Here is a 13,748-nt window from a genome sequence, read left to right as displayed (position 1 = left end):
ATGAGCAAGCACACCCTCTCCGTCCTCGTCGAGAACAAGCCCGGTGTCCTCGCCAGGATCACCGCCCTGTTCTCCCGGCGCGGCTTCAACATCGACTCGCTGGCCGTCGGCGTCACCGAGCACCCCGAGATCTCCCGCATCACGATCGTGGTGAACGTGATCGAGGCCCTGCCGCTCGAACAGGTCACCAAGCAGCTCAACAAGCTCGTCAACGTCCTGAAGATCGTCGAGCTGGAGCCCGGTTCCGCCGTTCAGCGTGAACTCGTACTGGTGAAGGTGCGCGCCGACAACGAGACGCGCTCCCAGATCGTCGAGATCGTCCAGCTGTTCCGCGCCAAGACCGTGGACGTCTCCCCGGAGGCCGTCACCATCGAGGCCACCGGCGGCAGCGACAAGCTGGAGGCGATGCTCAAGATGCTGGAGCCGTTCGGCATCAAGGAACTCGTCCAGTCCGGCACGATCGCGATCGGCCGCGGGGCGCGCTCGATCACCGACCGCTCCCTGCGCGCGCTGGACCGGTCTGCCTGAGGCCTGAAACGGGCGGCCGGCGATCGTCGGCCGCCCGCATACCGAGACCCGAAAACTTCCCCTCCCTCGCCCGCCGTACGGTGGGACGCGACACCGCACACCAAGGAGAACCCCAGTGGCCGAGCTGTTCTACGACGACGACGCCGACCTGTCCATCATCCAGAACCGCAAGGTCGCGGTCATCGGCTACGGCAGCCAGGGCCACGCCCACGCGCTGTCGCTGCGCGACTCCGGCGTCGACGTCCGCGTCGGTCTGCACGAGGGCTCCAAGTCCAAGGCGAAGGCCGAGGAGCAGGGCCTGCGCGTGGTGACTCCCGCCGAGGCAGCCGCCGAGGCCGACGTCATCATGATCCTGGTGCCGGACCCGATCCAGGCCCAGGTCTACGAGGAGTCCATCAAGGACAACCTCAACGAGGGCGACGCGCTGTTCTTCGGCCACGGCCTGAACATCCGCTTCGACTTCATCAAGCCGCCGGCCGGCATCGACGTCTGCATGGTCGCCCCGAAGGGCCCCGGCCACCTGGTCCGCCGCCAGTACGAGGAGGGTCGCGGCGTTCCGTGTATCGCGGCCGTCGAGCAGGACGCCACGGGCAAGGCGTTCCCGCTGACCCTGTCGTACGCGAAGGGCATCGGCGGCACCCGCGCCGGCGTCATCAAGACGACCTTCACCGAGGAGACCGAGACCGACCTGTTCGGTGAGCAGGCCGTCCTCTGCGGTGGCACCGCGGCGCTGGTCAAGGCGGGCTTCGAGACGCTGACCGAGGCCGGCTACCAGCCGGAGATCGCGTACTTCGAGTGCCTCCACGAGCTGAAGCTCATCGTCGACCTCATGTACGAGGGCGGCCTGGAGAAGATGCGCTGGTCGGTCTCCGAGACCGCCGAGTGGGGCGACTACGTCACCGGCCCCCGCATCATCACGGACGCCACCAAGGCCGAGATGAAGAAGGTCCTCGCCGAGATCCAGGACGGCACCTTCGCGCGCGAGTGGATGGCCGAGTACCACGGCGGTCTGAAGAAGTACAACGAGTACAAGCAGGCGGACGCCGAGTCCCTGCTGGAGACCACCGGCAAGGAGCTCCGCAAGCTCATGTCGTGGGTCAACGACGACGAGGCGTAAGCCGTACGCGAAGGGGTCGGGGCGGATCGCTCCGGCCCCTTCGCCGAACCCCCGGTAACGCTTGGAAGAACGGCCTTGTCCATCCTGTCCGACCACGGACGGGTGATCCTTCCGCGGAGGCGTGAGGCGGCTCGGTCGGCGCCACTACACTGCTGCACATCAACAACGCGTCAGGCCCACAGCGTCGTGCGTCTTCCACGCGGCTAAGCGACGCCGGGGGAGTGCACTTCCCCGGATCCGCTGACAACCCTCCACCGCATGCGGCCGTCGGGACGGCCGTCCGCATTGGACCTGTGAGGACTCACGTGAGCACTGCGTCAACGAAACCCGTCGTACTCATCGCTGAAGAGCTGTCGCCCGCGACCGTCGACGCCCTGGGCCCCGACTTCGAGATCCGGCACTGCAACGGCGCGGACCGCGCCGAACTGCTGCCCGCCATCGCCGATGTCGACGCGATCCTGATCCGTTCGGCCACGAAGGTCGACGCGGAGGCCGTCGCGGCCGCGAAGAAGCTGAGGGTCGTCGCACGAGCCGGCGTCGGCCTGGACAACGTCGACGTATCCGCCGCCACCAAGGCCGGCGTGATGGTCGTCAACGCCCCCACCTCGAACATCGTGACCGCCGCCGAGCTCGCCTGCGGCCTGCTCCTCGCCACCGCGCGCCACATCCCGCAGGCCAACACCGCGCTGAAGAACGGCGAGTGGAAGCGCAGCAAGTACACCGGCGTCGAGCTCGCCGAGAAGACCCTCGGTGTCGTCGGCCTCGGCCGCATCGGCGCGCTCGTCGCACAGCGCATGTCCGCGTTCGGCATGAAGGTCGTCGCGTACGACCCCTACATCCAGCCCGCGCGAGCCGCGCAGATGGGCGTGAAGGTCCTCTCCCTCGACGAGCTGCTCGAGGTCTCGGACTTCATCACCGTGCACCTTCCCAAGACGCCCGAGACGCTCGGTCTCATCGGCGACGAGGCGCTGCACAAGGTCAAGCCGACCGTGCGGATCGTCAACGCCGCGCGCGGCGGGATCGTCGACGAGGAGGCGCTGTACTCAGCGCTCAAGGAGGGCCGCGTCGCGGGTGCCGGCCTCGACGTGTACTCGAAGGAGCCCTGCACGGACTCCCCGCTGTTCGAGCTCGACGAGGTCGTCTGCACCCCGCACCTCGGCGCCTCCACGGACGAGGCCCAGGAGAAGGCAGGCGTCTCCGTCGCCCGCTCGGTGCGCCTCGCGCTCGCCGGTGAGCTGGTCCCGGACGCGGTGAACGTCCAGGGCGGCGTCATCGCCGAGGACGTCAAGCCGGGCCTGCCGCTCGCCGAGAACCTCGGCCGTATCTTCACCGCTCTCGCCAGCGAGGTCGCGGTCCGTCTCGACGTCGAGGTGTACGGCGAGATCACCCAGCACGACGTCAAGGTGCTCGAACTCAGTGCGCTGAAGGGCGTGTTCGAGGACGTCGTCGACGAGACCGTGTCGTACGTCAACGCCCCGCTGTTCGCGCAGGAGCGCGGCGTCGAGGTCCGGCTGACCACCAGCTCGGAGTCCCCGGACCACCGCAACGTCGTCACCGTGCGCGGCACGCTCGGCGACGGCCAGGAGGTCTCGGTCTCCGGCACGCTGGCCGGTCCCAAGAACCTCCAGAAGATCGTCGCCGTCGGTGAGTACGACGTGGACCTCGCGCTCGCCGACCACATGGTCGTGCTGGGCTACGAGGACCGTCCCGGTGTCGTCGGCACCGTCGGCCGCATCTTCGGCGAGGCGGGCATCAACATCGCCGGTATGCAGGTCGCGCGTGCCGCCGCGGGCGGGGAGGCCCTCGCGGTCCTCACCGTCGACGACACCGTCCCGCAGAACGTGCTGACGGAGGTGGCCGAGGAGATCGGAGCGACTTCGGCTCGTTCGGTCAACCTCGTCTGAGGGTGCCCGACTTCTGGGGGCTGCCGCCCCCAGGCCCCCGCTTCGGCCTGACGGCCTCGTCCTCAAACGCCGGTCGGGCTGAAAGACATCATCGCCGGTCGGGCTGAAAGACATCGTCGCCGGCCGGGCTGGATCATCCAGCCCGGCCGGCTTCCTGCGTTCAGGCTGTCGGCTCGGGGACGATCAGGCCCTCGCGGTAGGCGATCGCGACGGCTTCGGTGCGGCCGGCGGCGCCCAGTTTGGCGAGGATGTTCGACACGTGGACGCTCGCCGTCTTGCCGCTGATGAACAGTTCCTCGCCGATCTGGCGGTTGGTGCGACCGCGGGCGAGGAGGCGCAGGACGTCGCTCTCGCGGGCGGTAAGCGCGGCGACGCGGTCGGCGGCCGACGCTGGTTCGGCGAGTCGGCCGCGCCGGACGAGGGCGTCCACCGCCTCGCGGAGCGGTACGGCACCGAGGGCGACGGCGGTGTCGCGGGCGGCGCGCGCGTGCTCGGCGGCCTCCTCGCGGCGGTCCGCCGACAGCAGGGCCTCGGCGAGGCGCCGCTCGCAGCGCGCCAGTTCGTAGGGGTCGCCGTAGCCGAACGCGGCGACGGCCTTCTCCCACGCCGCGACATCGGGGCCGGAGTCCGCGCGCAGCCACTCCGCCTCGGCGCGGGCCAGCCAGGCCAGCCCCTCCGGGCCCTGCCGGGAGCCGTCCTCGCCCTTGGCCGCCGTGGTCCTGGCGAGCTCCACCAGCTCGGTGGCGACGCCGCTCCAGTGGTGGGCGCTCGCGTCGTCACCGGTGAGCCGGCTCTCGACGGCCGCGTCGGCGACGGCGGACAGGGCCAGCGCGGAGAGCCGGACGCCGATGTCGGGTCGGCCGGAGACCGAGCCGTCGGCGAGCATGGCGAGGTTGGCCCGCACACAGGCGACGGCGCCCTCGGCGTCACCCCGCAGGGCCGCGTCGTCGGTCAGCAGAATGCCCGCGACGAGCGTGGCCATCCAGTCGAACGGCCCGTCGAGCAGGGCGCGGGCCCGCGTGGCCGCGTGCTCCTCGCCGCGGGCGAGGGCGACGTACAGCGCGGGGCCGATCGCGAACCCGCCCGCCGCGGGCAGCCGTTCGGCGTCGGCGGCGGCCGTCCTGGCGCACTCGTCCCAGCGGCCCAGGGTGTAGAGGACCAGCGACTGGAGGTAGCGCAGCTCCAGGGCGTACGGCGCGGAGAGCAGGCCGGAGCGGTTCGCGCGCTCCAGTCCCTCGGAGAGCCAGCTCAGGCACTCGTCCAGAGCGCCGGACTCGTAGCAGCCGATGGCGAGGTTGAAGTGCGCGCGCATCTCGATCGTGACGTGGCCCGCGCGCCGGGCGAGGTCCCGCGCCAGGCGGAGTTGCGCACGGCCCTCGGCGGTGCGCCGGTTCCGCTCCTCCATGCCGACGAGGGAGATGATCAAGTCGGCCTGCGCGTCCGCGAGTCGCAGCTCCTCCGCGATGCGCAGCGCCTGACGCCCGACACGCTCGGCGTCCTGGTCCTGCCCCATGTGCCGCGCCGCCATGACGTGGGTGGCCGCCGCCCACACCCAGGTGCGCGACGGGGGCTCGGCGGGGATCAGGGCGAGCGCCTCGCTGCTGTACGTGAACGCGGCCTTGAGGCTGTCGACGCGCATCAGGTTGCCGGCGAGGGTGTAGCGGACGCGGGCGGCGAGTTCGGAGTCCGCGTCCGAACCGGCTCTCGCGAGGGCGGAACGGGTGAGGGAGACCGCCCGGTGCGTCTCCCCGGCGTGCGCCGCCGCCGCGGAGGCGCGCAGCGTCAGGGCCACCGGGTCGACGTCGCCCTCGGGGCGGGCGGCGGCGTCCACCGCGGGCCACAGCTCCAGCGCCGTCTCCAGATGGCGCAGCTCCTCGGCGGGAGCGCCGACCCGCTGGGCGTGGTCGGCGGCTTCGAGCGAGGCGACGAGCGCGTCGGCGAGGTCGTGGCTCTCCCGCGAGTGGTGGGCGCGCTCCGCCGCGCTCTTGGCCGAACGGCCCTGCCCGGCAAGGAGTTTGGCGAAGGTACGGTGCAGTCTGACCCGCTCCCCGGGCAGCAGGTCCGCGTACACCGCCTCCCGGGTCAGGGCGTGCCGGAAGGAGTACGCGCCGTCGTCGCCGGGGACGAGCAACTGCCGGCCGACGGCCTCGCGCAGGGCCGACTCCAGCTCGTCCTCGGGCAGTTGTACGGCATCTCGCAGCAGGTCGTGCTCGACGCGGCGTCCGGCGACGGCCGCCGTGCGCAGTACCTGCTGTGCGGTGTCGGAGAGTTGCTCGATCCGGATCAGGAGTACGTCGGCCAGACCGCTCGGCATGGCGCCGGGCGCGGAGCCGGTGTCGCCGGGGAGGGTGTCGGCGGTGGCGGCGAGCAGCTCCTCCGCGTAGAAGGCGTTGCCCTCGGCGCGGTCGACGATCCGGCGGACGGTCGTGTCGGACAGCGGGCCCGTGCCCAACTGCCGTACAAGCGTGGCTACTTCGGCGTCGGGCAGTGGCCGCAGCTCCAGCCGGTCGACGGCGGGCAGCCGGACCAGTTCGGCGAGCAGCGGGCGCAGGGGGTGGCGGCGGTGCAGGTCGTCCGCGCGGTAGGAGGCGAAGATCGCCAGGGGGTGCGGCGGGGTACCGGAGGCCGGGCTCTGCAGGAGACCGCGGCTGAGCAGGAAGCGCAGCAGGTCGCGTGAGGACTGGTCGGCCCAGTGGAGGTCTTCGAGGATGAGGAGGACGGGGGTGAGGTCGGCGATGTCGGAGAGCAGCGAGGCCATGCCCTCGAAGAGGCTGAGGCGGTTGCCGGTGTCGGGGCCGGTGCCGGTGCCCAGCAGGGGGTTGACCGTGGGGTGGGCCGCCAGCGTGGTGGCGTAGCGGTCGTCCGCGGCCAGGACGCCGAGGATCTCCGTGAACGGGAGGTAGGGCAGGCCCACGTCGCCGAGGTCCACGCAGTGGCCGGTGAGGACGGTCATGCCGGTGTTCGCGGCGTGGGTGGCGGCTTCTGAGAGTGTGCGGGTTTTGCCGACGCCTGCGTCGCCTGCCAGGAGTACGGCGTGGGGGTCGCCCTGCTTGGCGCGGGTCAGCACGCCGGTGAGGCGGGCGAGTTCGTCTGCCCGGCCGATGAACGGCGTACCGAATGTCTGTGCCACGTTGACCATCCTGGCATGGGTGACCGTCAGGGGGCGGCCGGGTTTTTCTCGCCCCCTCCGCCCCTTCCCGTCCCGTTCCTGGGGGCTGCGCCCCCAGACCCCCCTTTCGCGCTTCGCGCTCGTCCTCAAACGCCGGACGGGCTGAAGAATTTCAGCCCCTCCGGCGTCTGAGGAGCGGGGGTTCGGGGGCGGAGCCCCCGAGGGATGGGACGGGTAGGGGCGGAGGGGGCGAAGACTCGCGTACCCGGACCCCGCGGAGGGTCGTCGCCGCCAGGACCGCCGCCCCCAGCAGCAGCACCATGCCGGCGATCGCCGCCGCGTGCATACCGGCGGTGAAGGCATCCCGGGCGGCGTTCGTCAGGGAGTGGCCGGCGGCGTCGGGGAGCCGGCGGGCCACCGCCAGCGCACCGCCGAGGGTCTCCTGGGCCGCGGGCGGGACGTCGGAGGGAACCTGGTCGCGGTAGACCGCCGTGCCGATGGAGCCGAGGACCGCCATACCGAGCGCACCGCCGAACTCGGTGCCGGTCTCAAGGAGCGAGGAGGCCGCGCCCGCCTTGGCCGCCGGGACGGTGCCGAGGGCGAGGTCCATCATCTGGGACATGACGGTGACGATGCCGGACGCCAGGACTCCGGCTCCCGCGAGCACCAGCCACAGCGAGTCCGTCCCGGCGAGGGTCAGCAGGCCGTAGCCGAGCGCCGCGACGACGAAGCCCCCGGTGACGACGTATCCGCGGTCCACGCCCTTCTGGACGAGCTGGGTGGTGACGGGGGCCGCGACGCCGATGAGCACCGAGGGGAGCAGGCCCCAGAGGGCGGCCTCCAGCGCGCTCTTGCCGAGGACCGACTGGAGGTACTGGGTCGTGAAGTACGCCGAGCCCATCATCCCGAACGCCGAGACGAGGTTGAGGACGACGGCGGGCGTGAAGCCGTGGCCGCGGAACAGGGCGGGGGAGATCAGCGGGGACTTCGCGGTGCGCTGGCGCTGCACGAAGAGGTAGGCGAAGAACAGGCCGACGGTGACGGAGAGGACGTACAGCGTGTGCCAGCCCTCGGCGGTGAGTTCCTTCAGGCCGTAGATCACGGGGAGTACGGCGGCCATGGAGAGCGGCACGCTGACCAGGTCGAAGCGGCCGGGCGCCGGGTTCCTGGATTCGGGCAGCAGGACCGGGCCGACGATCAGCAGGAGCGCCATCGCGGGCAGGTTGACCAGGAAGACCGAGCCCCACCAGAAGTACTCGACGAGGACTCCGCTCATCACCGAACCCAGCGCGATACCGCCGGTCATGACGCCGGACCACAGGCCGATCGCCTTCGCGCGCTGACCGGGGTCCGTGAACATCGTGCGGACCAGCGCCATCGTCGAGGGCATCAGCGTCGCCCCGCCGATGCCGAGGACCGCGCGGGCCGCGATCAGGGTCTCGGCACTGTTCGCGTACGCGGCCACGAGCGAGGCCGCGCCGAAGGCGGCGGCGCCGAACAGCAGGAGCCGGCGGCTGCCGACGTGGTCGCCGAGCGAACCCATCGTCATCAGCAGGCCGGCCAGGACGAACCCGTAGATGTCGAAGATCCAGAGCTGTTGGGTGCCGCTCGGCTCCAGATCCGCGCTGATCGAGGGGATCGCGAAGTAGAGGACCGAGACGTCCATCGAGACCAGCAGCAGCGGAAGCATCAGGACGGTGAGGGCGGTCCATTCGCGACGGCCGGCTCGGGCGGGCGGCCGATGGTCCGTGTTCGTCGAGCACGTCGAGTTCGTCATGACAGGGACTGTACGAGCGTCTTAAACGTCTGTCTAGTACGAGCGTGTAAGACGTGTGTATGGGACGGTTGTCTGAATCGGCGGTAGGCTGGCGGCCATGGGACACCGTGAGGATCTGCTCGAAGGCGCCAAGCGCTGCCTGCTGGAGAAGGGGTTCGTGCGCACGACCGCGCGCGACATCGTGAAGGAGTCGGGGACCAATCTCGCCTCGATCGGCTACCACTACGGATCGAAGGACAAGCTCCTCGCCGAGGCCTACATCGCCCTGGTGGAGGGCCTCTCCGACGCCTTCGACCCCGTCGAGGGCGTCAGCAGCGCTGCCGCGCCGGGCTCCCTCGAACGGTTCCAGGAGGTCTGGGCGAACGTCATCAGCACCATGCGGGAACCCCACTCGATGTGGCGTCTGAGCATGGAGATCGTGGCCATGGGGGACCAACTGCCCGAGGTCCGCGACCACTTGGCGCGGGCACAGCGGGAGGGGTCACGCGGTTTCGTCCCGCTGTTCATGGGCGGTCTGGAGGAGGACGTCACCGAGGACGAGGTCGACACGGTCGGACAGTTCTACTCGACCCTGATGATGGGCCTCATCGCGCAGTGGACCTTCGACCCGGAGTCCGCCACCGACGCCGCGCGGCTCACCGAGGGACTGCGGCGCGTCATCGAGGCGTCGGCGAAGCCCGCGGGCTGAGCGTCCGGACGGCGGCGCGTCAGAGCCGCGCCCCCTTCAGTGCCATGTGCAGCAGCAGCCGGTCCTCGCCGTCGTCCAGGTCGAGGCCGGTGAGCTGTTCGACGCGGGACAGGCGGTAGTAGAGGGTCTGCCGGTGAATGCCCAACTCGGCGGCGGTGCGGCCCGCTTGGCCTGCGCAGTCGAGATAGACCTCGGCCGTGCGGGCGAGTTCGCGGTGGGCCGGCTCCAACAGGGTGCGTACGACGGGATCGTGGGCCGCGTCCGGGGGGAGCGACGTCAGGAGCCGGAAGGGGCCGATCGAGGACCATTCGGCGACCGGGCCCAGGCGGGGCTCGGCCAGCACGGCGCGCGCGGCGGCGGACGCCTCCTGCCAGGCGACCCCCAGTTCGGCGAGACCGGTGCGGGCGCCGGCGACACCGGCCGCCGCGTTCCCCGCCGCCTCCCGCACGAACCGGGAGGCCGCCGTCAGCGCCGGGGTCAGCACGTCGGGCGACCTGAGCCGTACGAGCAGCGCCAGGCTCTGTCCCGCCGTGCCCCACGGCACCGTGCACAGCGCAGTCGCGCCCGGCACCGTACGCACGGACGGGGCCTCGTCCGGGTCGGCCGAGGGCCAGGGGGCCACGCACACCACCGTGTGCAGGCCGTCGCCGCGCGCGCCGAGGGCCGTACGCAGCTCGGCGACGGCCATGTCGCGCTGCCAGCCGCGCTCGGCGGTGAGGACGGCGCGGAGTTCGCGGGTGAGGTCGGCGCCCGCCTGTGCCTCGTCCGCGAGCAGCGCTCCGATGCGGGAGGCGACGTCCATGGCGGCGGCCAGCTGGTCCGCCGTCGGCCCCGGATCGTCGTCGAGCAGCCAGACGTAGCCCCGGACGACACCCCGATGGCGTACGGGGAGACAGATCCGGCCCCGGTACACGCCCGCCTCCGGGGTGGGCGGAATGCGGACCGGGGCGGTGGCCCGGGTGATGCCGAAGCCCTCGAACCAGGTGCGGACCGCCGTGGTGGAGCGGCGGGTCAGGATCGAGCGGGTGCGCACGGGGTCGAGGGCGGAGGGGTCGAGCTCGCCCTCGCTGTCGTACGCGGCGAAGGCGATCAGCTCGAAGTCACGGTTCTCCAGGGTCGCCGGCATGCCCAGGAGCGCCGAGATCTCGTCGACCAGCTCCTGGTAGTCACCCCTGTGTTCAGCCGTCACCCGGGCATTCTCCCGCATTTCCGCCCCGCCTTCATACATCTGTCTGAGATCCAGGGCACGGATGCGTGACAGCTGTCGATGGCAGAGGATCGGAGGGATCCCTAGGTTTCACGGTGGTTCTCCGTGCCGTACCCGAATCGTCGGGACTCGGCCTCCTGCTGGCTTTGTTGTGGAGGTGCCCCGTGCTGGGTCCCGTGATTCTCGCCGCGTCGCGCAGCGATCGGATGCGTCGTTTCGTGTCGGCCGCCCCCGGTACCAAACAGGTCGTGGCCCGCTTCATCGCGGGTGAGTCCGTCGACCAGGTCGTCCCGGTCGTCCAGGACGCCGTCGCGAAGGGTCTCTCCGTCACGCTCGACGTCGTCGGCGAGGACATCACGACCCGCGAGCAGGCGTACGCCGCCCGGGACGCCTACCTGGAGCTCGTCGAGCACCTCGAGGCGCTGGACCTCGGCACCCGCGCCGAGATGTCCGTCAAGCTGTCGATGTTCGGGCAGGCGCTGGAGGGCGGGCACGAGCTGGCGCTCGCCAACGTCCGCCCGGTCGTCGAGGCCGCCGCCGCCATCGGCACCGCCGTCACGCTGGACGCCGAGGACCACACCACCCTCGACTCGATGTTCGCCATCCACGAGGAGCTCCGGAAGGAGTTCCCCGGGACCGGCTGCGTCATCCAGGCCTACCTGTTCCGCACCGAGGCCGACGCCCGCCGCCTCGCCGACAGCGGCAGCCGGGTGCGGCTCGTGAAGGGCGCGTACAAGGAGCCCGCCGAGGTCGCCCACCAGCAGAAGGCCGAGGTCGACAAGGCGTACGTGCGCGTCCTGCGCATCCTGATGGAGGGCGCCGGGTACCCGATGATCGGGTCCCACGATCCGCGCCTCATCTCCATCGCGCAGGAACTGGCCCGCAAGGCCGGGCGCAAGCTCGACGAGTACGAGTTCCAGATGCTGTTCGGCATCCGCGGCGAGGAGCACCTGCGGCTCGCCGCCGAGGGCCACCGGATGCGTGTCTACACCGCGTACGGCACCGACTGGTACGGCTACTTCATGCGCCGCCTCGCGGAGAAGCCGGCCAACCTCCTCTTCTTCGCCCGCAGCATTCTGACCAAGGGCTGATCCACCGCTCAGTTAAGGAGTCACGGAAACCATGGACGCTGTAACCCAGGTCCCCACCCCCGTCAACGAGCCGGTGCACGGTTACGCCCCCGGTTCGCCCGAGCGCGCCCGTCTGGAGGCCAAGCTCAAGGAGCTGGCCGAGAACCCGATCGACCTTCCGATGACCATCGGCGGCGAGCGGCGCCTCGGTGGCGGCGAGCCCTTCCAGGTCGTCCAGCCGCACAACCACAAGGCCGTGCTCGGCACCGGCCGCGGCGCCACGAAGGCCGACGCGCAGGACGCGATCGACGCGGCCCTCGCCGCCGCGCCCGCCTGGCGCGCGATGTCCTTCGACGACCGCGCCGCGATCATCCTGCGCGCCGCCGACCTGCTGTCCGGGCCCTGGCGCGAGACCCTCGCCGCCTCCACCATGCTCGGCCAGTCCAAGACCGCCCAGCAGGCCGAGATCGACTGCCCCTGCGAACTGGTCGACTTCTGGCGCTTCAACGTCAAGTACGCCCGTGACCTGCTGGCCGAGCAGCCCCCGGCGAACTCGCCCGGCGTCTGGAACCGCCTGGACCACCGCCCGCTGGAGGGCTTCGTCTACGCGATCACGCCGTTCAACTTCTCGGCGATCGCGGGCAACCTGCCGACCGCGCCCGCGCTCATGGGCAACGTCGTCGTCTGGAAGCCGTCGCCGACGCAGACGCACGCCGCCGTGCTGCTCATGCGGCTCCTGGAGGAGGCGGGTCTCCCCAAGGGCGTCATCAACCTCGTCACCGGTGACGGCATCGCGGTCTCCGAGGTCGCCCTCAACCACCGCGACCTCGCGGGCATCCACTTCACCGGCTCGACACCGACCTTCCAGCACCTGTGGAAGACGGTCGGCGAGAACATCGCGAAGTACCGCACCTACCCGCGCCTGGTCGGCGAGACCGGCGGCAAGGACTTCCTGGTCGCGCACCCGTCGGCGGACCGCGCGGTGCTCAAGACCGCGCTGACCCGCGGCGCCTTCGAGTACCAGGGCCAGAAGTGCTCCGCGACCTCCCGCGCCTACATCCCGGCCTCCATCTGGAACTCCGGCTTCAAGGAGGAGTTCGCGGCCGAGGTCGACTACCTGACCATGGGTGACGTCACCGACCTGGCGAACTTCGTCGGCGCGGTCATCGACGAGCGCGCGTTCGCCAAGAACAAGGCGGCCATCGACCGCGCCAAGGCGGACCCGGCCTGCACGATCGTCGCGGGCGGCTCCTACGACGACTCGGTCGGCTACTTCGTGCGCCCGACCGTCGTCGAGTGCTCGGACCCCGAGAACGAGGTCTTCACGACGGAGTACTTCGGCCCGTTCCTGGGTGTGTACGTCTACGAGGACGACAAGTACGACGAGATGCTGACCCAGATGGAGTCGGCCTCGGACTACGCGCTCACCGGGGCGGTCATCTCGGGCGACCGCGCGGCGACCGCGTACACGATGGACAAGCTCCGCTACGCGGCCGGCAACTTCTACATCAACGACAAGTCGACCGGCGCCGTGGTCGGCCAGCAGCCCTTCGGCGGCGGCCGTGCCTCCGGCACCAACGACAAGGCCGGCGCCCCGCAGAACCTCCAGCGCTGGACCCTGACCCGCGCCATCAAGGAGACGCTGGTCCCGCCGACCGACTACACGTACCCGCACATGGGCTGAACCCCCACGTCGTGAGTTCCGGGCCGGGTGGCCGCCGAAAGAAGGCGGCCACCCGGCCCGTGTCGTCGGCCGCTGGCAATACTTGGCCCATGACCCCCCGACTGCGCACCGCCCACACCGCGGACCTCACGGCCGCCGAACTCGACGCCGGGCACGCCCTCCTCGACGCCGCCTTCGAGGGGAACTTCAGCGACGAGGACTGGGACCACGGTCTCGGCGGCGTACATGTGCTGGTGCGGGACGAGCACGGACTCGCCGCGCACGGCTCGGTGATCCAGCGCCGGGTGCTGCACCGGGGGCGCTCACTGCGGGTCGGATACGTGGAGGCCGTGGGCGTGCGCCTCGACGTGCGGCGTACCGGGCTGGGCGGCCGGGTGATGGCGGAGCTGGAGCGGGTGGTGGACGCGGCGTACGGGCTCGGCGCGCTGTCCGCGAGCGACGAGGGGGCGGCGCTCTATCTGGCGCGCGGCTGGCGGCGCTGGCCCGGCCGCGTCTGCGCCCTCGCCCCCGAGGGTGTCGTGCACCTGCCGGACGAGGAGGGCGCCGTCTTCGTCCGGCCCGCGCCGGACACCGGCGCCCTCGACACGGCGTACGACCTGGTCTTCGACTGGCGGGACGGGGACGTGCTCTGAGGGCTGTGCTCTGAGGGTCCGCGCGAGGGCGT

The 13,748-nt window shown here is 71.1% G+C and carries 10 protein-coding genes; 7 read left to right on the top strand and 3 right to left on the bottom strand.

The genetic code is table 11. The features are described 5' to 3' along the window. The 3 genes from ilvN to serA all read left to right on the top strand — a co-directional run bounded on the left by ilvN (position 1) and on the right by serA (position 3,549). Positions 1-528, top strand: coding sequence for an acetolactate synthase small subunit (ilvN, locus tag ACIP79_RS25715; RefSeq protein WP_326720500.1), 528 nt, complete (start codon positions 1-3; stop codon positions 526-528). Between the two features lie 115 nt (positions 529-643). Beyond that, positions 644-1,645: a ketol-acid reductoisomerase gene (gene ilvC / locus ACIP79_RS25710; RefSeq protein ID WP_383681384.1), complete on the top strand. Its 1,002-nt coding sequence runs from the start codon at positions 644-646 to the stop codon at positions 1,643-1,645. A 305-nt stretch (positions 1,646-1,950) separates the two neighbouring features. Then, entirely contained in the window at positions 1,951-3,549 is a 1,599-nt protein-coding gene (gene serA, locus ACIP79_RS25705; protein ID WP_383681386.1) for a phosphoglycerate dehydrogenase, read from the top strand. A gap of 160 nt (positions 3,550-3,709) precedes the next feature. On the opposite strand, the gene ACIP79_RS25700 is transcribed toward serA, so the two are convergent. Then, positions 3,710-6,688 (bottom strand): AAA family ATPase, encoded by a 2,979-nt coding sequence (locus ACIP79_RS25700; RefSeq protein ID WP_401226943.1) that lies wholly within the window; start codon positions 6,686-6,688, stop codon positions 3,710-3,712. A 142-nt stretch (positions 6,689-6,830) separates the two neighbouring features. After that, positions 6,831-8,435: an MFS transporter gene (locus ACIP79_RS25695; protein ID WP_401226942.1), complete on the bottom strand. Its 1,605-nt coding sequence runs from the start codon at positions 8,433-8,435 to the stop codon at positions 6,831-6,833. Positions 8,436-8,532: 97 nt separating this feature from the next. Here ACIP79_RS25695 and ACIP79_RS25690 point away from each other — a divergent pair, with 97 nt between their 5' ends. Then, positions 8,533-9,123, top strand: a complete 591-nt coding sequence (locus ACIP79_RS25690) for a TetR/AcrR family transcriptional regulator (RefSeq protein WP_401226940.1) — start codon at positions 8,533-8,535, stop codon at positions 9,121-9,123. A gap of 19 nt (positions 9,124-9,142) precedes the next feature. Here ACIP79_RS25690 and ACIP79_RS25685 read toward each other — a convergent pair whose 3' ends face one another. Then, positions 9,143-10,330 (bottom strand): PucR family transcriptional regulator, encoded by a 1,188-nt coding sequence (locus ACIP79_RS25685; RefSeq protein ID WP_401226938.1) that lies wholly within the window; start codon positions 10,328-10,330, stop codon positions 9,143-9,145. Between the two features lie 164 nt (positions 10,331-10,494). Here ACIP79_RS25685 and ACIP79_RS25680 point away from each other — a divergent pair, with 164 nt between their 5' ends. The 3 genes from ACIP79_RS25680 to ACIP79_RS25670 all read left to right on the top strand — a co-directional run bounded on the left by ACIP79_RS25680 (position 10,495) and on the right by ACIP79_RS25670 (position 13,716). Further along, positions 10,495-11,421, top strand: coding sequence for a proline dehydrogenase family protein (locus tag ACIP79_RS25680; RefSeq protein ID WP_401226936.1), 927 nt, complete (start codon positions 10,495-10,497; stop codon positions 11,419-11,421). A 31-nt stretch (positions 11,422-11,452) separates the two neighbouring features. Further along, entirely contained in the window at positions 11,453-13,084 is a 1,632-nt protein-coding gene (gene pruA, locus ACIP79_RS25675; RefSeq protein WP_401226934.1) for an L-glutamate gamma-semialdehyde dehydrogenase, read from the top strand. An 89-nt stretch (positions 13,085-13,173) separates the two neighbouring features. Continuing rightward, positions 13,174-13,716 carry a GNAT family N-acetyltransferase gene (locus ACIP79_RS25670; RefSeq protein ID WP_401226933.1) on the top strand — a complete coding sequence of 181 codons (543 nt, stop codon included), beginning with the start codon at positions 13,174-13,176 and terminating at the stop codon, positions 13,714-13,716. Positions 13,717-13,748: the final 32 nt, after the last annotated feature.

It is taken from the genome of Streptomyces sp. NPDC088747 (genome assembly GCF_044751025.1).
GTDB lineage: Bacteria > Actinomycetota > Actinomycetes > Streptomycetales > Streptomycetaceae > Streptomyces.
This window is presented reverse-complemented; position numbering and strand designations above follow the sequence as displayed.

Excerpts from the sequence above, each read along its gene's own strand:
- ilvN (WP_326720500.1), top strand. The coding sequence starts at position 1 with ATGAGCAAGCACACCCTCTCCGTCCTCGTCGAGAACAAGCCCGGTGTC.
- ACIP79_RS25700 (WP_401226943.1), bottom strand. The coding sequence starts at position 6,688 with ATGGTCAACGTGGCACAGACATTCGGTACGCCGTTCATCGGCCGGGCA.
- ACIP79_RS25695 (WP_401226942.1), bottom strand. The coding sequence starts at position 8,435 with ATGACGAACTCGACGTGCTCGACGAACACGGACCATCGGCCGCCCGCC.
- ACIP79_RS25690 (WP_401226940.1), top strand. The coding sequence starts at position 8,533 with ATGGGACACCGTGAGGATCTGCTCGAAGGCGCCAAGCGCTGCCTGCTG.
- ACIP79_RS25685 (WP_401226938.1), bottom strand. The coding sequence starts at position 10,330 with ATGCGGGAGAATGCCCGGGTGACGGCTGAACACAGGGGTGACTACCAG.
- pruA (WP_401226934.1), top strand. The coding sequence starts at position 11,453 with ATGGACGCTGTAACCCAGGTCCCCACCCCCGTCAACGAGCCGGTGCAC.
- ACIP79_RS25670 (WP_401226933.1), top strand. The coding sequence starts at position 13,174 with ATGACCCCCCGACTGCGCACCGCCCACACCGCGGACCTCACGGCCGCC.